This window comes from Afipia massiliensis, from assembly GCF_014203115.1.
GTDB classification, from domain to species: domain Bacteria; phylum Pseudomonadota; class Alphaproteobacteria; order Rhizobiales; family Xanthobacteraceae; genus Afipia; species Afipia massiliensis.
In genome coordinates this window covers 181,304-196,956 of the sequence record NZ_JACHIJ010000006.1, presented here as the reverse complement: position 1 = coordinate 196,956, position 15,653 = coordinate 181,304, and the positions used below count along the sequence as shown (strand labels likewise).

General features: G+C 55.9%; 15 protein-coding genes. 6 read left to right on the top strand and 9 right to left on the bottom strand.

Annotation, left to right across the window (positions count from 1 at the left end; genetic code table 11):
* Positions 1 to 13 precede the first annotated feature (13 nt).
* The 6 genes from HNQ36_RS20525 to HNQ36_RS20500 all read right to left on the bottom strand — a co-directional run bounded on the left by HNQ36_RS20525 (position 14) and on the right by HNQ36_RS20500 (position 6,100).
* The gene (locus HNQ36_RS20525; protein WP_184088138.1) at positions 14 to 1,321 is read right to left on the bottom strand and encodes an FAD-dependent oxidoreductase; all 1,308 of its coding nucleotides are present in this window, start codon (positions 1,319 to 1,321) and stop codon (positions 14 to 16) included.
* An 80-nt stretch (positions 1,322 to 1,401) separates the two neighbouring features.
* Positions 1,402 to 3,183 carry an ABC transporter ATP-binding protein gene (locus HNQ36_RS20520; RefSeq protein WP_246395469.1) on the bottom strand — a complete coding sequence of 594 codons (1,782 nt, stop codon included), beginning with the start codon at positions 3,181 to 3,183 and terminating at the stop codon, positions 1,402 to 1,404.
* Between the two features lie 46 nt (positions 3,184 to 3,229).
* Positions 3,230 to 3,748, bottom strand: a complete 519-nt coding sequence (nusG, locus tag HNQ36_RS20515) for a transcription termination/antitermination protein NusG (protein ID WP_184088136.1) — start codon at positions 3,746 to 3,748, stop codon at positions 3,230 to 3,232.
* On the bottom strand, positions 3,745 to 4,404 hold the full coding sequence (locus tag HNQ36_RS20510) for a winged helix-turn-helix transcriptional regulator (protein WP_184088134.1): 660 nt from the start codon (positions 4,402 to 4,404) through the stop codon (positions 3,745 to 3,747). The genes nusG and HNQ36_RS20510 overlap by 4 nt, the downstream gene beginning before the upstream one ends.
* A gap of 161 nt (positions 4,405 to 4,565) precedes the next feature.
* On the bottom strand, positions 4,566 to 5,597 hold the full coding sequence (locus HNQ36_RS20505) for an acyltransferase family protein (RefSeq protein ID WP_184088132.1): 1,032 nt from the start codon (positions 5,595 to 5,597) through the stop codon (positions 4,566 to 4,568).
* Between the two features lie 260 nt (positions 5,598 to 5,857).
* Positions 5,858 to 6,100, bottom strand: coding sequence for a helix-turn-helix domain-containing protein (locus HNQ36_RS20500; protein ID WP_184088130.1), 243 nt, complete (start codon positions 6,098 to 6,100; stop codon positions 5,858 to 5,860).
* Between the two features lie 139 nt (positions 6,101 to 6,239).
* Between HNQ36_RS20500 and HNQ36_RS20495 the strand changes: the two genes are divergently transcribed.
* Together HNQ36_RS20495 and HNQ36_RS20490 are read left to right on the top strand one after the other, a co-directional pair.
* Complete coding sequence (locus tag HNQ36_RS20495) at positions 6,240 to 6,995, top strand: YqaJ viral recombinase family protein (protein ID WP_430641391.1); 756 nt, start codon at positions 6,240 to 6,242, stop codon at positions 6,993 to 6,995.
* Complete coding sequence (locus HNQ36_RS20490; protein ID WP_184088126.1) at positions 6,979 to 8,244, top strand: ERF family protein; 1,266 nt, start codon at positions 6,979 to 6,981, stop codon at positions 8,242 to 8,244. The genes HNQ36_RS20495 and HNQ36_RS20490 overlap by 17 nt, the downstream gene beginning before the upstream one ends.
* Positions 8,245 to 8,350: 106 nt before the next feature.
* Here HNQ36_RS20490 and HNQ36_RS20485 read toward each other — a convergent pair whose 3' ends face one another.
* Positions 8,351 to 8,695 carry a helix-turn-helix domain-containing protein gene (locus tag HNQ36_RS20485; RefSeq protein ID WP_184088124.1) on the bottom strand — a complete coding sequence of 115 codons (345 nt, stop codon included), beginning with the start codon at positions 8,693 to 8,695 and terminating at the stop codon, positions 8,351 to 8,353.
* 162 nt (positions 8,696 to 8,857) lie between these two features.
* Between HNQ36_RS20485 and HNQ36_RS20480 the strand changes: the two genes are divergently transcribed.
* Together HNQ36_RS20480 and HNQ36_RS20475 are read left to right on the top strand one after the other, a co-directional pair.
* Positions 8,858 to 9,748 carry an NAD-dependent epimerase/dehydratase family protein gene (locus HNQ36_RS20480; protein WP_347339994.1) on the top strand — a complete coding sequence of 297 codons (891 nt, stop codon included), beginning with the start codon at positions 8,858 to 8,860 and terminating at the stop codon, positions 9,746 to 9,748.
* A 356-nt stretch (positions 9,749 to 10,104) separates the two neighbouring features.
* Positions 10,105 to 11,232, top strand: a complete 1,128-nt coding sequence (locus HNQ36_RS20475; RefSeq protein ID WP_184088120.1) for a glycosyltransferase family 4 protein — start codon at positions 10,105 to 10,107, stop codon at positions 11,230 to 11,232.
* Between the two features lie 19 nt (positions 11,233 to 11,251).
* Here HNQ36_RS20475 and HNQ36_RS20470 read toward each other — a convergent pair whose 3' ends face one another.
* Entirely contained in the window at positions 11,252 to 11,593 is a 342-nt protein-coding gene (locus HNQ36_RS20470; RefSeq protein ID WP_347339992.1) for a hypothetical protein, read from the bottom strand.
* 253 nt (positions 11,594 to 11,846) lie between these two features.
* Here HNQ36_RS20470 and HNQ36_RS20465 point away from each other — a divergent pair, with 253 nt between their 5' ends.
* A complete protein-coding gene (locus tag HNQ36_RS20465; protein WP_184088118.1) occupies positions 11,847 to 12,695 on the top strand; it encodes a class I SAM-dependent methyltransferase in 849 nt (282 codons plus the stop codon).
* A 17-nt stretch (positions 12,696 to 12,712) separates the two neighbouring features.
* Positions 12,713 to 13,726 carry an MraY family glycosyltransferase gene (locus tag HNQ36_RS20460; RefSeq protein ID WP_184088116.1) on the top strand — a complete coding sequence of 338 codons (1,014 nt, stop codon included), beginning with the start codon at positions 12,713 to 12,715 and terminating at the stop codon, positions 13,724 to 13,726.
* 1 nt (position 13,727) lies between these two features.
* Here the strand turns inward: HNQ36_RS20460 and HNQ36_RS20455 are convergent, their stop codons facing one another.
* Positions 13,728 to 15,653: an SDR family NAD(P)-dependent oxidoreductase gene (locus HNQ36_RS20455; RefSeq protein WP_184088114.1), complete on the bottom strand. Its 1,926-nt coding sequence runs from the start codon at positions 15,651 to 15,653 to the stop codon at positions 13,728 to 13,730.

Sequence of the window (15,653 nt, the reverse complement as noted above, 5' to 3'; positions counted from 1 at the left end):
TTCAAGACATCGTTCAGGCCGTTATGGCCCGATAGACTTCCCGGAATACGGACGGGATGATCCGGCTGATGCTATCAACCTCCAATCCAATGTATGGATAGACGATGTTGGTAGAGTGACGCAGGCTTGCGCGAAAATCAGCGAGCATCTTCAACGGATCGTGTGTCGAGACGAAACCCTTGTTCGCTCCGAAGAAATGGTAGTCGATCAGCGGATTGTCCTGCTGAAGCAACCCGAGCTTCTCAAGATAAGAATGGGAATCCGCAACCCACGTGTTCTCTTCGATGACCATCTCGCCCAAGGGATAGGCGAACTCGACCTGAGCCTTGTCGTTCTTACCGCCAGCGATCTTGCCAGGGAACGAAATGCGGTTGATCGGAACACCTCGCTCGCCCACCAGAATTTCATGATAGGCAAACGGAAGCTCCCGCTCAAAAACGAAGCTTCCGAGACAAAGCATCTGCGGATGGGCGGATGGAAACGGCACACCAAGCAGCCTGCCGACAATCGCAAGAGGCGCGCACCAAAAATACTGATCGGCCTGGTACGTGACACCGTCGAGATCGATAGACCGGATTTTCTGGCTATCCGGATCGATGGAAACATCCAGCTTCGAGAACCCCTGGACGATCCTGGCTTTTTGCGTGTCGATCTTCTTAACGATCGCGTCGATGAAACCGCCGAATCCACCGATGGACGGGTACATGACCATGTGCTCACCCTGATCGCGAACCTTTTGATGGAATCGATTCCATTCATGCTTGCCGATTGATTGCTTGATGCTCTTCGGAAAAAACCATGGATAGACCTGATCCATCAAATCGGATTCCGGCTTACCATTCTTGAGCTGCCAAAACAGGGTTGGGTAAGATGGAAGTATCTCGTTGAGCGCAAGGCCGGCCAGATAGTCGCCATAGATGCTCGCCAGGCTTTCCCGGGTCGGCGGCCCATCAATGGTATCAACGAATTCAGTCTTTTCGACTGATCGCCTGATCGCTTCGGGCCATTCGGAAATCGGAGCATTGTAGGGCATCGTATGCCCCTTGATCGCAATCCCTCTTTTCAGCGCGAAGGTATGAAACTGGCCGTGCAAAACTTCGGAAAAGAAGCGGGTCGCAAATGGGGAGCGATCACAATCCAGAGTGTGATAACCGAAATCGAAGCTATCCCCTCGGCGATTGCGGAATGAATTGTTGGTTCCGCCGAGACGCTGCTCCTTTTCTACCAGCAGGACGCGATATCCATTCCCGCTCAGAATCAGCGTGGTGATCAGCCCGGAAATGCCGCCGCCAATAACAATCGCATCAAATTTGGTAGTCATCGTCGAACCTCGATCATCAACTATCCGAACAGATCGGCAAACGTATTCGCTATCGTCCCGAACTGCTTTTAAACAACGCCCTAATGACGGGGCGTGACGGGCGCAGCCTGCACCTCGCCTGCCACGAGAGAACCCGGCTTTTTTGATCGCTCGACCATGCCATTACCAAGATTGAAGACGATTTCAGCATCGCGGATGAGTGCAGGACGGTGCGATATCGCCACAATGGTTATCCGGCCCTTCAATCTCACTAACGCTTCGGTGACGAGTTCTTCGGTTTCAATATCCAGTGCACTTGTCGCTTCGTCGAGAACCAGAAGACGTGGCGATCCTAGCAACGCGCGGGCAAGCGCGATGCGCTGTCGCTCACCGCCAGACATCCGGCTGCCGTGATTGCCCACAACGGTGTTGAGGCCTTCAGGCAATCGCCCAACGAAGCCAGCGGCGGCAGCCTCCAGCGCTGCGCTGATTTCCTCGTCTGTCGTTTGCGGATCTATCCAGCGGAGATTTTCACCGATGCTCGCATTGAAAAGGACCGGGTCCTGCCCCAGATAGCCGATCCCCCTCCTCCACACAGCGCTGGGCAACTGATCGAGTGGATAGCCATCGACCCGCACCACGCCTGAGTTCGGACGCCGCAATCCAAGAATGCAATCCAGCAAGGTGGTCTTTCCCGAACCGGTATGACCTGTAAACACGACAAATGCGCCAGCGGGAATGGCGATATTCACGTCACTGAGCAATTCCTGCGAGCCGTGCGCAATCGACACATTCTCCAAAGCGATGGAAGCCGGCGCGGAGCCTGGCCATCCGGGCGGCTTGTCTTTAGCTGACGCCTCGCGATCCGATGAAGCCTCTCGCAACAGTCCTGAAAGAACTTCAAAGGCTGGAGCGTGAAAATCGACAATCTGCAGATTCTGGCGCAACGCCGTAACCTTGGGAAAGAGGCGCACAAAAATCGCGACGATCACCAGTACCGCACTAACATCGACAGATAGCAGTTTCGGTCCGAGGACGATGAGCCCAATCACGAGAAGGCCGCCGGTATACTCGAAAATCGCCCTGACAACCTGAGCGTCGAATGCGTTTCCAAAGGTCAGCGTTTCCAGCCGGCTCACAGCTCCGAGAAACCGGTTAAAGGCGCGGTCTTCCGTCGCCGTGGCTTTGACGAATTTGGCGCCACCGATGATCTCATTAGCGTCGACCATCAGATCGGCATTGACTCTTGTCAGTTCCGTCCCGAACCGGGCAGCGCGGACACTCCACCATCGCGTCAGCGTAAACAGCAAGACTCCAAAGCCGACAAGCAGCCCCACGACCCATAGAGCGATAAACAGCGCAACGACGATCTGGACAATAATAAAAAGCCCTGCGGCTATAATGAGATTGACCTGAGAAAAGACGAGGCCGATCCGGTTTGGCTCATTCGTTACCGCAGCAACCAGATCGCCGGTTCTGTGAGAGACAAAGAAACGAAAGTCTGCGGCCAGCAATCCAGCGAACATTCGCTGCTGCCACGAGGCGACATAAAACGCCTGAAGACGAGACGCGAGATGAGAATAGGCAATAAACGTAACGGCGCTTGCTGCAATCAATACAATCATGACGCCGGCAACCGCACCCGGGCTCGGCGAAAGATTGAATAGCCTCAAACCTTCTATTGTTATTCGGCTAACCCGATCGTTCGCAACCAGACCGTCCGCGCCCAGACTCCCCAACAGCGGCAGCAATGATGCAATAGTCGCGCCTTCGAGAACGGCGTTGACAAACGTCAGCGAAACCAGCGCCGGCAACTTCCATCGGAGCGTCGTCCAGGCATCCTTGACGATCGCAGGCAAAATTGGCTTCACAGGATTTTCCAACTAGGATTCCGACAGGAAAAGAAGCAAACCGCTGTAAACGGTCTCATTATGCCGGCTCGATCATATGCGCGCCTGCCACGACCTTCACCTTCCGGCCGAGCAGATCCAGCAATATCTCGACTCTCTCACTATCAGTGCGCGCCTGAAATATTCCACAACACGAATCGAATGCACCCTTCAAAATCCGGACTGCGTCGCCTGTCTTGAAACGCGATGCCGGAGAGATTACCGAAGAAAACCCGTCAGCTTTCTCATGCTGTTTGAGGGTCTCGATAACATCGGTCGCAATCTGCGCCGGTGTTCCTTCGTGCCCGACGAGTCTCTTGATGCCGATCGTGGAATTGATGGCTCGCCATCGTTGGGCTGCAAGGTCGATTCTGACAAAGATGTAGCTTGGAAACAACGGCGCCCGGACGATATTGACGCGCCGCGCGTGACGCACCGTTCTTGGATAACGCGGCAGATAAACCTCAAAGCCCTGCCGCGCCAAGTTCGCACAGGCCTTTGTTTCAGCCTGAGCCTGAGTCTGAGCCACATACCATGCAGAATGCGCAGAGGCAGTCATGACACGCGCTCCTTCGCCTTACGCGGACGTAAATCGACCAGCTCTGGAATGATCACTGCATCCGCGCCAAATTTTTTTCGCGCACTATCAATCAGCACATCGACTTCCGGAGTGGAGAACAATGCGGTCACCAGCGCGCCATCGACTTGACCTTCAACAGCGTCAAGATCGCCAACGACAGGCAGGCCGACAAACCGATCAGGTGCGTTCGAGGGGGCAACAATGCAAACAAGGACAATGCCTGTGTCTATCGCGCAAATCGTGGCGATCTCCGCAAGATCCGACGCGCCCAGCAGAACGAGCCGCTTGAGTTGCCGCTCTTTCGCCGTTTCCAAAGCCCGACTGCAATCCGCCTTCGCCTTTCGGAAAAATCCAAATGACGATGACAGGTACTCGACCGTAAGACGGGATTTTTCCGCAAACCCTTGCGGCGTGAGATAATATGCGTATCGGCGAGCGGGCGCCTGGCTGGCCTTGACCAGTCCCTTCTTGATACAGCGATTGAGATACGCATTCACGAGACCGAGTGCGATCCCGAGTTCAGCTGCGAAATGCCGCTGTGAGCGCGCACCGTCCTGCTCCACGGAATTTAGGAGACCAAGAATAATCCGGTCACTGTCTTCCTCGCGCTCACTTTCGGAAACCACTCGCTCCATCGCTTCACTCCCGCGATGGTCTCCTTACAGTGTTCACCCGATGAACGTCAAGTTTAACGACCCCACCCTGATCTAAGATATTGATAGCATTTAATAATGAGAGACGCCCGAATGCGGCCGTGCAAGATCACCATGGGCGCCCAAATTGACCGCAGGTTCGATCAAGGCACCGTGCGTTCACGGCGGCGTATCCACAAGTACTCGTGCTTTTTACCGAAGGCAACCAGCGGGACCTCAACCAAACGATATGAAATGAAAGCAATGGCAGTTGTCAGAACTATCACCAGCGCGACGATCAGCAGATTGAAAGCCAAGACGTCCGATGGGGGAAACAAAGCCAGAAAAAGGTAACCTGCCGCGGTGTGATAAAGATAATGGCTGTACGAGATACGGCCGAAGAAGCCGAGGATCGAGTTCGACACCCCCATACGCAGGAACGCAATCAGCATGATTGCTTCGCTAATGACATAAATCGCCGACGATTCTCCATAGTACTCGTCGAAAACAAGAAGGCTTGCCGCATTGACCAGGGTCACACCGGCAACCGGCAGCATAGCGGAACGGCTCCAACCTGCTGCTTCAGCTTGTCTGACCAGAATACCAACGTAGAACGCCGGAAAAAACGTTAACAACAGGCTTGCGTGTCCGCGCGCAAACCATACCGCGAGATTCACGCAAATCAGTGCAGCCAGAACGACAAGGATGCTGCGATCCCGCAGAAGAAAATGCTGCAGCGCTAAGAACAGATAGAACTTCACTTCGATCAGCAGCGTCCAGTACACGCCGCTCAAGGATTCCTTGCGAAAGATGTCCTGCACCATGAAAAAATTACCGAGCAGAACATCGGGCGGGAAAACTTCTTTGCCCAGCAGAAAACTGAAAAACGTTATCAGTAAGACGTTCACCCAATAGGCTGGAAAAATCTTGAATAACCGCCGCGAAATGAAGGTAATCGTATCTTGCTTCTCGATGTTGCGGAAAACGAGATAGCCGCTGAGGAGAAAAAACAGCACGACGCCACCCCGCCCAAGCGAGCTTACGTGGTAGGATGCATCACCCAATGCTATCCGGATGGGAATGAAGTGGCCAAAGATGACCATCAATATGGCGATGCCGCGCAACGCGTCGAGCGAAGGAATTCGATTAACATTAAGATCTGACGGCAACGATTTCAGGGAACGACTCTCTGCCATTGAAGATCACTCTCAGATAGTCTCATAGTTATGCGGATCGAGATTTCGCGTAGATTTCTATTTTCACGTCGCAGGCTGCCGATCCGGTTTAGCTACATTCTGCAGCAAAGACGCCGCTACCCTCAGATATTCACGTAAGAATTAGCCAAAAAATCACGAGGATTCGTCTGTCCGAAGTAGTTGGAACCGGTGAGCTTTCGCAAAAATTCTTCCAGTTGGTCAGTGCCACTCTGAGTAAGCCAAATCGTTGACAGCCAGGTTTACTTGCGCAAACGCACCCCGGTGCCCTTGCTTCCTCCAAGAAATTCGATTCCGGCAGAGTCAAAGGCGGCGCGCAACTTTTGGACGGTGTCCTCCCGACCTCCTAATTCACCATCCTCTGATTCCAGCCGCTTAACAGTTGGAACGGACACTGCAGCTCTCTTCGCTAGATCCTCTTGGGACCAGCTCAGCAAAGCTCGCGCCGCTTTAATTTGTCTAATTGATACTTTTAGTATTGACACACGTGCTCCATATAGATACTTTTAGTATCATTAGATCGAGGATGCGATCTAAGAAGGAGTTCTGAATATGGCTACAAGAGAGCAAACAAAACCACAAGATCGGCGGCATTTCATAGGCGGCTCGGATGCCCGTATCATCATGGGCAAGGACGAAAAGGCCTTGCTACGCCTCTGGAAGGAAAAGCGGGGCGAGGCCGATGGCCCCGATCTCTCCGGTGAGTTGATCGTCCAATTGGGGCTTGTGACGGAGGACCTCAATCGGCGCTGGTTTGAGCGTCAGTCAGGGCATCGCATAGTGGCCGTCCAACGCCACGCGTTTCACCGGGCACTTCCCTGGATGGCGGCCACTCTCGATGGGCTGGTGGAAGCAACCGGCGCGGTTTTCGAAGCCAAATTCATGTTGCCTTGGGCGTTTTCGGAAGGGGCCGCCGCCGAGAAACATATGGCCCAGCTACAGCACAACATGTTGGTCGCTGAATCCAAGACGGCCGTGTTGTCGATCATCAATGGTGGCGGAAAATGGGTCGAACTGGCGATCGAGGCCGATCCGATCTACCAAACTGTCCTGATCGCTGCAGAAAAAGCGTTCTGGCGCGCCGTGAAGACAGGCGAACCTCCAGCATTATTCGACTGCGAGCCACCCAAGCCGCGAATTGAAGCCGTCCGAGTGGTTGATATGAGCGCCTCCAATTCCTGGGCTGAGTTCGCATCCCTCTACCTTGTAACACGTGATGCTCATCTGCAGCACGAGCGGGCCAAGACCGAGCTCAAAGTCCTCATGCCGGAAGATGCCAAGGAGGCCATGGGGCATGGCATTCGCGCCAAACGCTCCAAGTCGGGAGCAGTGACCTTTGATCTCGTCGATATGGAGGGTACTCATGCATCGCTCCAGTGAAAGCGTGGCCGCGATCGCGACTGCTCTGGCGAAGGCTCAGACTGAACTTTCGAACCCGGAAAAGTCCATGGTTGGCATGATCCATCACAATAATCGGGGCGATAATCCCCAGACGTTCCGTTATGCATCGCTGTCGAGTGGTCTCGAGATTGTTCGCAAAACCTTGGGCGGTCAGCAGATTGCCGTCGCCCAAACCACCGACATCGATCGGGCAAATGGCTTGGTCAATCTGACTACGATACTGATGCACACCTCTGGGGAATGGATTTCGTCGGACTGGCCAGTCTGCCAGCTGTCGGACGCCTCCGCGCCGCGACGAATGGGAGCGGCACTGACCTACGCGCGGCGCTATGCTTTGTTCACGCTGGTTGGCATCGCGGGCGAGGATGATTTGGATGCGCCCGATCTGCAAAATCCTGAAGTCGGACAGAAGATTGAATCTGCTGCCAACTATCAGAATCGAAATTCTCAACATGCGGTCGCCACTTCGGCTCCCGCGGCCTTGAGTAAAACGCAAGCCGCCATTGTTAGGGGCACTTTGGACGCGGACAATTCACACTCAATGCGCCTTCAACTTCAATCTGACATCAATGCATTGACGACGATCGAAGATTTGCAGCTGCGCGCCACAGACATTCTCAAAGCAAAAAACCGCCTCGTGGCGAGCGATGCCAAGCTCATAGAACAAGCATTCACGGACAAGATGGTTGCGCTTCAAAATCAAACACCGGGCAAAAACGCCCACCCTTCGATCGAGGACAGCAAGCCGAGCGACAATTCTCAACCAACGCCTCCAATCATCTCGGCACCGGTCAGATCGCCGAAGGAACAGAGAAAGAAGCCGAGGAAAAGGAAGGGCAACGGAGACGCTGTCGTATCCACTTCAGGGGTGGTTGAAACGATCTCGACAGAACGGGCCATCGATGCAACCGAAAAGCCGAAGATCGACAAGAGCGAACTTGCACTCGGCGAACCTCGACGCCATCGCGACAAAGCCCACCTACGGTTTGTTGCCTCGCAGCCCTGCTTGATCTGCGACCGATCTCCCTCCGATGCCCATCATTTGCGGTTTCCCCAACCACGCGCATTGGGGCGAAAAACAAGTGACGAATTTACGGTACCACTGTGCCGTGCTCATCATCGGGAAAATCATCGTTTCGGTGACGAGCGCACTTGGTGGCAGAGGGTTAACCTCGATCCAATCGAGGTTTCGCGAAAGCTTTGGACCTCAACACGAGGTCTCAAATAAGTACGCATCGGTTACCTCCAACAAGCCGCAGCCGCCATCAAACCACTCACGCCGCCGCTTGGTATCCGTCCCTGGAACTCTTTCGCAGCAAGAGAGGCCGCGCTGGTTACTTCGCTTTCCGCTTCTTATGACGTGCGGCCAGGCCATCTGCCAGCACGAGCACCGTCTCCAACTCTCCCTCGCTCAAAACCTGAGCCGCGGCACGCAGTCGATCGAATAGAAGGGAGTGCCGGGATGGCTTCTCTGAGCCTTCACCAAAACCCAGAAGATCATTCGGCGTCGTATTCAAGACCTTTGCGATACGAATAAGTGTGGCCAGATCGGGTTCTCGATTGTCTTGAACATAATGACCGTACCGGCGCTCGCTCAGTTGGGCTCGATGGGCAACGTCCGCACTGCTCAATCCCAACTGAGCGGCAGCTTCCCGAAGCTTTTTCCCAAACACCTTCATCGGAACAAGGTGTTCCGGAGGACTTGCACAGTCTACGTACGTTTTGTACGTTATATAGAGACCATTTTGTACGTATTTGTATAGGACACAGGTTCATCAAATCGGTTCGCGGTTAATTCCCTCGTAGAGGACATTCAAAGATTGTCTCGCAAGAAAATTCTAGTGACTGGCGCGAGCGGGTTCTTGGGAAAGCATCTCGTGCCATTCCTTGTGCAAAACGGCTACGCAGTCAGAGCCGCAACTAGATTTCCGGACGCTGTGCCGCAGGACCCGCGGGTCGAAAGCGTCCGAGTCGTTGACTTTACCAGAGCAGAATTGGACTGGGCACCACTGGTAGAGGGCATCGATTCCATCGTCCATCTGGCCGGTGCGGCTCATACCCTGGTCACAGACGAAACCTATAATACAGTAAATCACCTCGCGACCAGGTCGTTAGCAATTACGGCCGCTAAAACAGGTGTGCATTTCATTCAAGTTTCATCGATCGCTGCTCAATCTGGTCCCGTTTCAGCAAGCATTTTGACCGAACAAGATGTGCCAACGCCGGTGAATGCTTATGGTATCTCAAAGTTGCTCGCTGAAATCGCAGTGCGTGATAGCGGCGTACCTTTTACGATCCTGAGGCCAGTAGTTGTTTACGGGCCTGGTGCAAAAGGAAATTTTGAGACGGTCGAGAAGATTGCGCGCTTGCCGTTACCGCTGCCGATCGGCGCACTCGAAAGCCGTCGATCCGTTTTATCAATCGAAAATTTTTGCTCAGCTGTTTTAACGGCAAAAAATGTCGATCAAGCGGTCGGTGAGACCTTTATCGTCTCGGATCCAAATCCAGTGACCCTTGCGGAGATTGTACAAGAGATCCGGCGGCGCAACCATCGGCAATCTAACGTCTTTTCTGTTCGCCCGTTCTGGCTGGCATGGACTCTTACAGCTATGGGAAAAGCGGACCTTTGGAACCGGATTGGGCAATCACTCGTTGCAAGCCCAGCAAAATTGATGGCGGTCGGCTGGAAACCGGCTCCATCGAAATTTGCTGCACGTCCTAATACGGCATAGGGCTACATTCTTAGTCTGCTTGGCTTAAAGGACCGAATTCCAATACAGCTGCTCTGAGATGAATAAATTATTTCTCATTGATCTGCACTTGGCTATAGACACCTTCGCGCCCGCCATTCGCTAGGTCATCCCTGTTTGAGCAACCAGCGGTTTCTCCTATAGCGAAGCTTATATGCGCATTGCAAATGTGGACGCTCCATTTCGTTGCCGGGCAACTAAGGCGGTACTGGATGATTGAGTGTCGACGAAATGGATATCGGCTAATGGGTGAATTCGCTCTTTTCAACGTTCCGGTACAATTGATAAGGATCGTAGGATAGCAAAAAGTATGAATCCCAAGTGAACGAAGTTATCTTATGAAACCTATCCTAATTTACGTGGCTTCGGAGGATTGGGCTTTTGTCTCTCATCGTCTTCCAATGGCCCGGGCCGCGCGCGATGCGGGCTTCGATGTTCATGTAGCAACTTCGGTGGGATCGAGTGCCGATGCCATCCGCGCCGAAGGATTTACGATTCATCCCATACCCTTCCGGCGTGGCGGCCTGTCGCCACTCAGCGCCCTCTCGACCATTCGCACGCTCCGCCAGATCAAGCGCGCACTCTCCCCCTCCATCGTGCACCATGTCGGCATGCAGGTCTGTGTGCTCGGCGGAGTTTCATCCTTGGGAATGGCGACACCGCAAATCAACGCACTGACCGGTCTCGGCTACGCTTTCACCTCCATGGCCCCCCGGGCGCTGCTCCTCCGTGTCATCATTACGATTGCCCTGCGCTACCTTCTCAACCGGGACCACGTGGTCACACTGGTTCAGAATCCCGACGACCGTACTACGCTCGAAACAATTGGTATCGATTCCCGGCGGTTGGCCCGCATTCCAGGTTCGGGCGTCCATACTGACAAGCTGATCCCGATGCCCGAACCTGACGGTCCGATCACGGTCGGATTTGCCGGGCGGCTCCTGACCGCCAAGGGCATCCGCGCATTGGTCGGAGCACACCGGATTCTGCGCGCTCGCGGTATGGACGTTCGTTTGCACATCGCCGGAGATCCAGATCCGGCCAATCCGGACTCTGTGACGCTCGAAGAGGCACAGCAGTGGAACAATGAGCCGGGCATCGCTTGGTTAGGTCAGGTTGCAGACATAACCACGCTGTGGCGCGACTCTCACATCGCGGCCCTTCCCTCCCATCGGGAGGGTCTGCCAAAAAGTCTACTGGAAGCTGCAGCCTGTGGCCGGCCGCTGATCGCCACGGACGCTCCCGGCTGCCGGGAAATCGCAATCCCCGGACAAACTGGATTGCTGGTGCCGATCGAAGATCCGCAGGCTTTGGCTGATGCGATCGGCGAACTCGCCGTGTCGCGAGAGCTGAGAATGCGCTACGGCGCAGCGGCCCGGCAACTTGTCGTCAAGAAGATGTCTGCGCAGGCGATCGGCGCTGCAATCGTCGCTCTTTACGAGGAACAGCTTCAGCGCGCGCGCTGATACGAGTATTATCTCGCGTTCAGAAAGCGGAATAATTACGAGTTTCGCACTTGTCGTTGATCACCGCAGGGCGCCAGTTGGCAACCGTTTCACCCTTCAGGAAGAACGTGAAATAGCGCAACTCGCTGCCGGAGTTTCCTCGGGAGCAAACCGTCCATTTTTCCGGCCCCGACTGTGCCTCGTTCGGTCCAACATTAGAAATCTCGGACCGAGTGATGTCCTTCATCGACTGCGTGATCTGCTGAATCCGGTCGAAGATAACTTTCTGTTGCCTGGAATCCGGCTCCGGATCCGGTTGAACGGAATCCTGCACATCGAAAAAGAAGGTGCACCCGCTGAGCAACACAGCCGCGAGCGACACCTGAAGCAATCGTACGGCTACCAATGATGCTCACTCCCGCCTGTCCGCGTGCATTCCTATCGCTTCGGCGCGCCGGTGAAAAGTGGGTCTCAGGGCTTGAAAAATACGCCGGAGTGCACAGGCGATGCATCTGACCGACATTTTCCCGGACAGAGGAACGCCCTGAGGACGTTGTCACCTCCCGCGGGTTTGATTAAACACCTTGCGGCGCCGTGTTCTATGTAACCTCGCGCCTCTAACCACGTGGGGTTCTATGTCCGATCGTCCATCAAGTAACGTCGATCCTGCGGTCGCCGCCGGGTTTGGCCACGAATGGTCGACCTTCCGCCAGGGAGAGGATGCCTTTTCCGCAGACGACCGGGCGGCCATCTTTGAGTCCTACTTTCATATTTTTCCGTGGGATCGCCTGCCCGCCAATTCGGTCGGCATGGATGTGGGATGCGGCAGCGGCCGATGGTCTGTGATGGTGGCCCCCCGCGTCGGGCATCTGCATCTGCTCGATGCAAGCGCTGACGCGCTGAATGTCGCGCGCGCGAATCTGGAAACTGCGAACAACGTGACCTTTCATCACGCCAGCGTCGGAGAACTGCCGCTCCCGGATGCATCCCTCGATTTTGCGTTTTCGCTGGGGGTGCTGCATCACGTTCCCGACACGCAAGCCGCGATCTCCGAAATCTCGAGGAAGCTCAAGCCGGGTGCGCCCTTCCTGATCTATCTCTACTACGCGCTCGATAACAGGCCAGCCTGGTATCGTGCGCTGTGGAAGTTCAGCAATATCTTCCGTGTCGTGATCTCCAGCCTCCCGGAGAAACCGCGCCTGTGGATCAGCCAGATCATCGCGGTATGCGTGTACTGGCCGCTCGCCCGCCTGGCGGCTCTTGTCGAACGGCTGGGGTTCTCCGCCGCTGCGCTGCCGTTGGAATCCTACAAAGACCGTGCGTTCTATGTGATGAGAACCGACGCTTATGATCGGTTCTGCACCCGCCTCGAACAGCGCTTCACGCGCGGGCAGATCCGGGACATGCTGGACGCCGCCGGCTTTCAGGACATTCGTTTCTCAGACCGCGTGCCTTATTGGTGCGCCGTCGGCATCAAGCGTTGACCGATGATCCACGTTTCATGAATTCATTGCTCATCATAACCACGCCGTTCGTCGCCTGCGTGATTTGCGCGATGCTGATTGTCCTGCTTCGCCCCCTGCTCCAGCGCTATGCATTGGCGCGGCCAAACGCGCGATCGTCCCATAGCGTGCCCACGCCGCAGGGCGGCGGCGTGGCGGTGATCGCCGCAGTCATCACGTCGGCCGCGATATCGGTTTCGTTTTTTGGTGCGGTTGCAGGTTCTGTTTTGCTTGCGGTCCTTGCGGCAGCGGCTTTGCTGGCTTTGGTCGGCGCCTACGATGATTTGCGGACGATGCCGGTCCTGCCCCGCCTGTTGATACAGGCCGCCGCCGTCGGCATCGTGCTCGCGGTCCTTCCCGCAGAATTTCATCTTGTTTCGGCTCTGCCCGTGTGGGCAGAGCGCGTCCTGCTGCTGATCGGCGGACTGTGGTTCGTCAATCTCGTCAACTTCATGGACGGTCTTGACTGGATCACCGCCGCCGAGGTCGTGCCCGTCATGGCAGCGCTGGCGCTGTTCGGCTTCTACGGCCAATTGCCCCCGGACCCCACGCTGGTGGCCCTCGCGCTGTGCGGCGCGATGATCGGTTTCGCGCCATTCAACAAGCCAGTCGCAAAGCTCTTCCTCGGCGATGTGGGCAGCCTGCCTATCGGTTTGCTGATGGGATGGTGCCTGCTTCAACTCGCGGGAAGCGGACATCTCGTCGCTGCGCTATTGCTTCCGTTGTATTATCTCGCCGACGCGACGCTAACGCTTCTGAAGCGCCTGATGAGGGGTGAAGCGGTCTGGGTCGCCCACCGCTCACACTTCTATCAGCAGGCCACGAACAACGGCTTCAGCGTGATGCAGGTGGTCAGCGAGGTGTTTATCTTGAACATTGTTCTCGCCGGTCTAGCAGCGGTCACCATCTGGCAGAGATCGCCTTATGTTCAGGGCATCGCGCTGGCGCTGGGTATAAGCGCTGTGGCGCTTGTGCTCGGCCGCTTCTCCCGCCAGCGGAAACCGGTCGGGTGATTTAGGCCGCCCCGCTTTTGAATTCGGGAATAGCATCCTTCAGCACGCCGACAATGACGCTGCGCTGTTCGCTTCCCACCGCCTTCTCCAGTGTGGACAGCCATCGCTGCAAGGTATCGAGCGGAGGCTCGTTGGGGCGCGCGGCGACGATGCCGGCAATGCCGATGTCTGCCGTTGGCTCCTCGTGCGCGAACAGGATTTCGTTCAGGCGCTCGCCCGGCCGGACGCCAGTGAAGACAATGTCGATGTCATAACCCGGCTGAAGTCCGGACAGCCTGATGATGCGCTCGGCAAGATCAACGATCTTCACCGGCTGTCCCATGTTCAACACATAGACCGACACATCCGGACGCACCGGGTCGAGCGCATGGGTTGCGGACGTCACCACGAGATCGCACGCTTCGCGAATGGTCATGAAATACCTGACCATATCCGGATGCGTGACTGTAACGGGTCCGCCCGCCTCGATCTGCGCCTTGAACTTCGGCACCACCGACCCATTCGACGCCAGCACGTTGCCGAACCGAACGGAGATAAGCCGCATCGGGATCTTGCCCTTGGCCTTGTGCATCAATTCGCGGTCGAGCGCCTGGCAATACATTTCGGCAAAGCGTTTAGTGAGCCCAAGCATCGACACCGGCTCGATGGCCTTGTCGGTGGAAATCATCACCATGGCATCGGCGCCTGCGCTGACCGCCGCATCGGCCACGTTGACGGTGCCAAAGATATTGGTCTTGACGCCCTCGCCCCAATCCCGCTCGAGGATCGGAACGTGCTTTAGCGCGGCAGTATGAAACACGATGTTCGGCTTGAACGCCGTCATGAGATGCGCAATGCGCTCACGATCACGAATGTCGGCGATGCGGCCTTCGACGATCGCGGTTGGAAATTTAGCGGCCAGACTTTCCAGCACTGCATGCAGCGCCGGTTCGGAATTTTCCACGATCAGCAGGCGCGATGCGCCGAACGTCACCACGCGATCACAAATTTCCGAACCGATCGATCCACCGCCGCCAGTGACGACGACGGATTTACCTCTCACGAACATTTCAAGCCGCTGATAGTCGATCTTGACGCTCGGCCGCAGCAGCAGGTCCTCGACCGCGACCGGCGCAAGCCGCGGAGCTTCGCCGCTGCCTTCGAGCGACGGCAGGCGGCTAACCGTAAGACCGAGTTTGCGGGCGCGAGTCAGCACCGACTCCGGCGATGCATCGGGCTCGAAAGCCGAAGGCATCATGATGAGGCGTTCCAGGGGCCTCTCGCGGCGCGAGAAATCATCAACAATATCGGCGAGGTCGTCGATCCCCCCCAGCACCGGAATGCCGCGGATCGACTGCCCACGATCCGACAGGGACGGCGATAGCACACCGACCGGCCAGGTCCGTTTTACAGCGCCGCTTTCGATCCCTCGCAGCAACACTTCCGCATCGGCTGCGCGTCCGACCAGCAGTGTCGGCGACGCATCGAGGCTGCGCGCCTGACTGAGCGTCCGCGTGTAACGAAAATAGCGGTAGGCGACGCGCAATCCGCCAAGCGCGAAATTCTGCAGGAACCAGTAAATGATGATTGTCGTCTTGCCGAAGAAGAACGTGCCGTAGACGTTGGGCGCAATGAAGATGTAGTCCAGCACCAGCAACATCAGCGCCAGCACCGTCGAGGCTTTGACGATGTTGAAAAAATCCGGCAGCGAAATGAAACGCCACTTGGTGGTCGTCAGCCTGAAGACATAGCAGACGACGATGCTGAAAAGGACGAAGTACGGCAGGATACGGAACAGCAGCGGCAGGCGCTCGACGAGACCGCTGCCCTCGAAACGCAGATAGAAGCTTGCGACGACAGCGAAGATCGTTGCCAGCACATCATGAATGATGATCAACAGATTTCGCCAGGTGAGGCGCGGGAACCTGAACCGGGACAGAGCGGCCAT

Coding starts and splice junctions, on each gene's coding strand:
- HNQ36_RS20525 (WP_184088138.1), bottom strand. CDS start 1,321: ATGACTACCAAATTTGATGCGATTGTTATTGGCGGCGGCATTTCCGGG.
- nusG (WP_184088136.1), bottom strand. CDS start 3,748: ATGACTGCCTCTGCGCATTCTGCATGGTATGTGGCTCAGACTCAGGCT.
- HNQ36_RS20510 (WP_184088134.1), bottom strand. CDS start 4,404: ATGGAGCGAGTGGTTTCCGAAAGTGAGCGCGAGGAAGACAGTGACCGG.
- HNQ36_RS20505 (WP_184088132.1), bottom strand. CDS start 5,597: ATGGCAGAGAGTCGTTCCCTGAAATCGTTGCCGTCAGATCTTAATGTT.
- HNQ36_RS20495 (WP_430641391.1), top strand. CDS start 6,240: ATGGGCAAGGACGAAAAGGCCTTGCTACGCCTCTGGAAGGAAAAGCGG.
- HNQ36_RS20490 (WP_184088126.1), top strand. CDS start 6,979: ATGCATCGCTCCAGTGAAAGCGTGGCCGCGATCGCGACTGCTCTGGCG.
- HNQ36_RS20485 (WP_184088124.1), bottom strand. CDS start 8,695: ATGAAGGTGTTTGGGAAAAAGCTTCGGGAAGCTGCCGCTCAGTTGGGA.
- HNQ36_RS20475 (WP_184088120.1), top strand. CDS start 10,105: ATGAAACCTATCCTAATTTACGTGGCTTCGGAGGATTGGGCTTTTGTC.
- HNQ36_RS20465 (WP_184088118.1), top strand. CDS start 11,847: ATGTCCGATCGTCCATCAAGTAACGTCGATCCTGCGGTCGCCGCCGGG.
- HNQ36_RS20460 (WP_184088116.1), top strand. CDS start 12,713: ATGAATTCATTGCTCATCATAACCACGCCGTTCGTCGCCTGCGTGATT.
- HNQ36_RS20455 (WP_184088114.1), bottom strand. CDS start 15,653: ATGGCCGCTCTGTCCCGGTTCAGGTTCCCGCGCCTCACCTGGCGAAAT.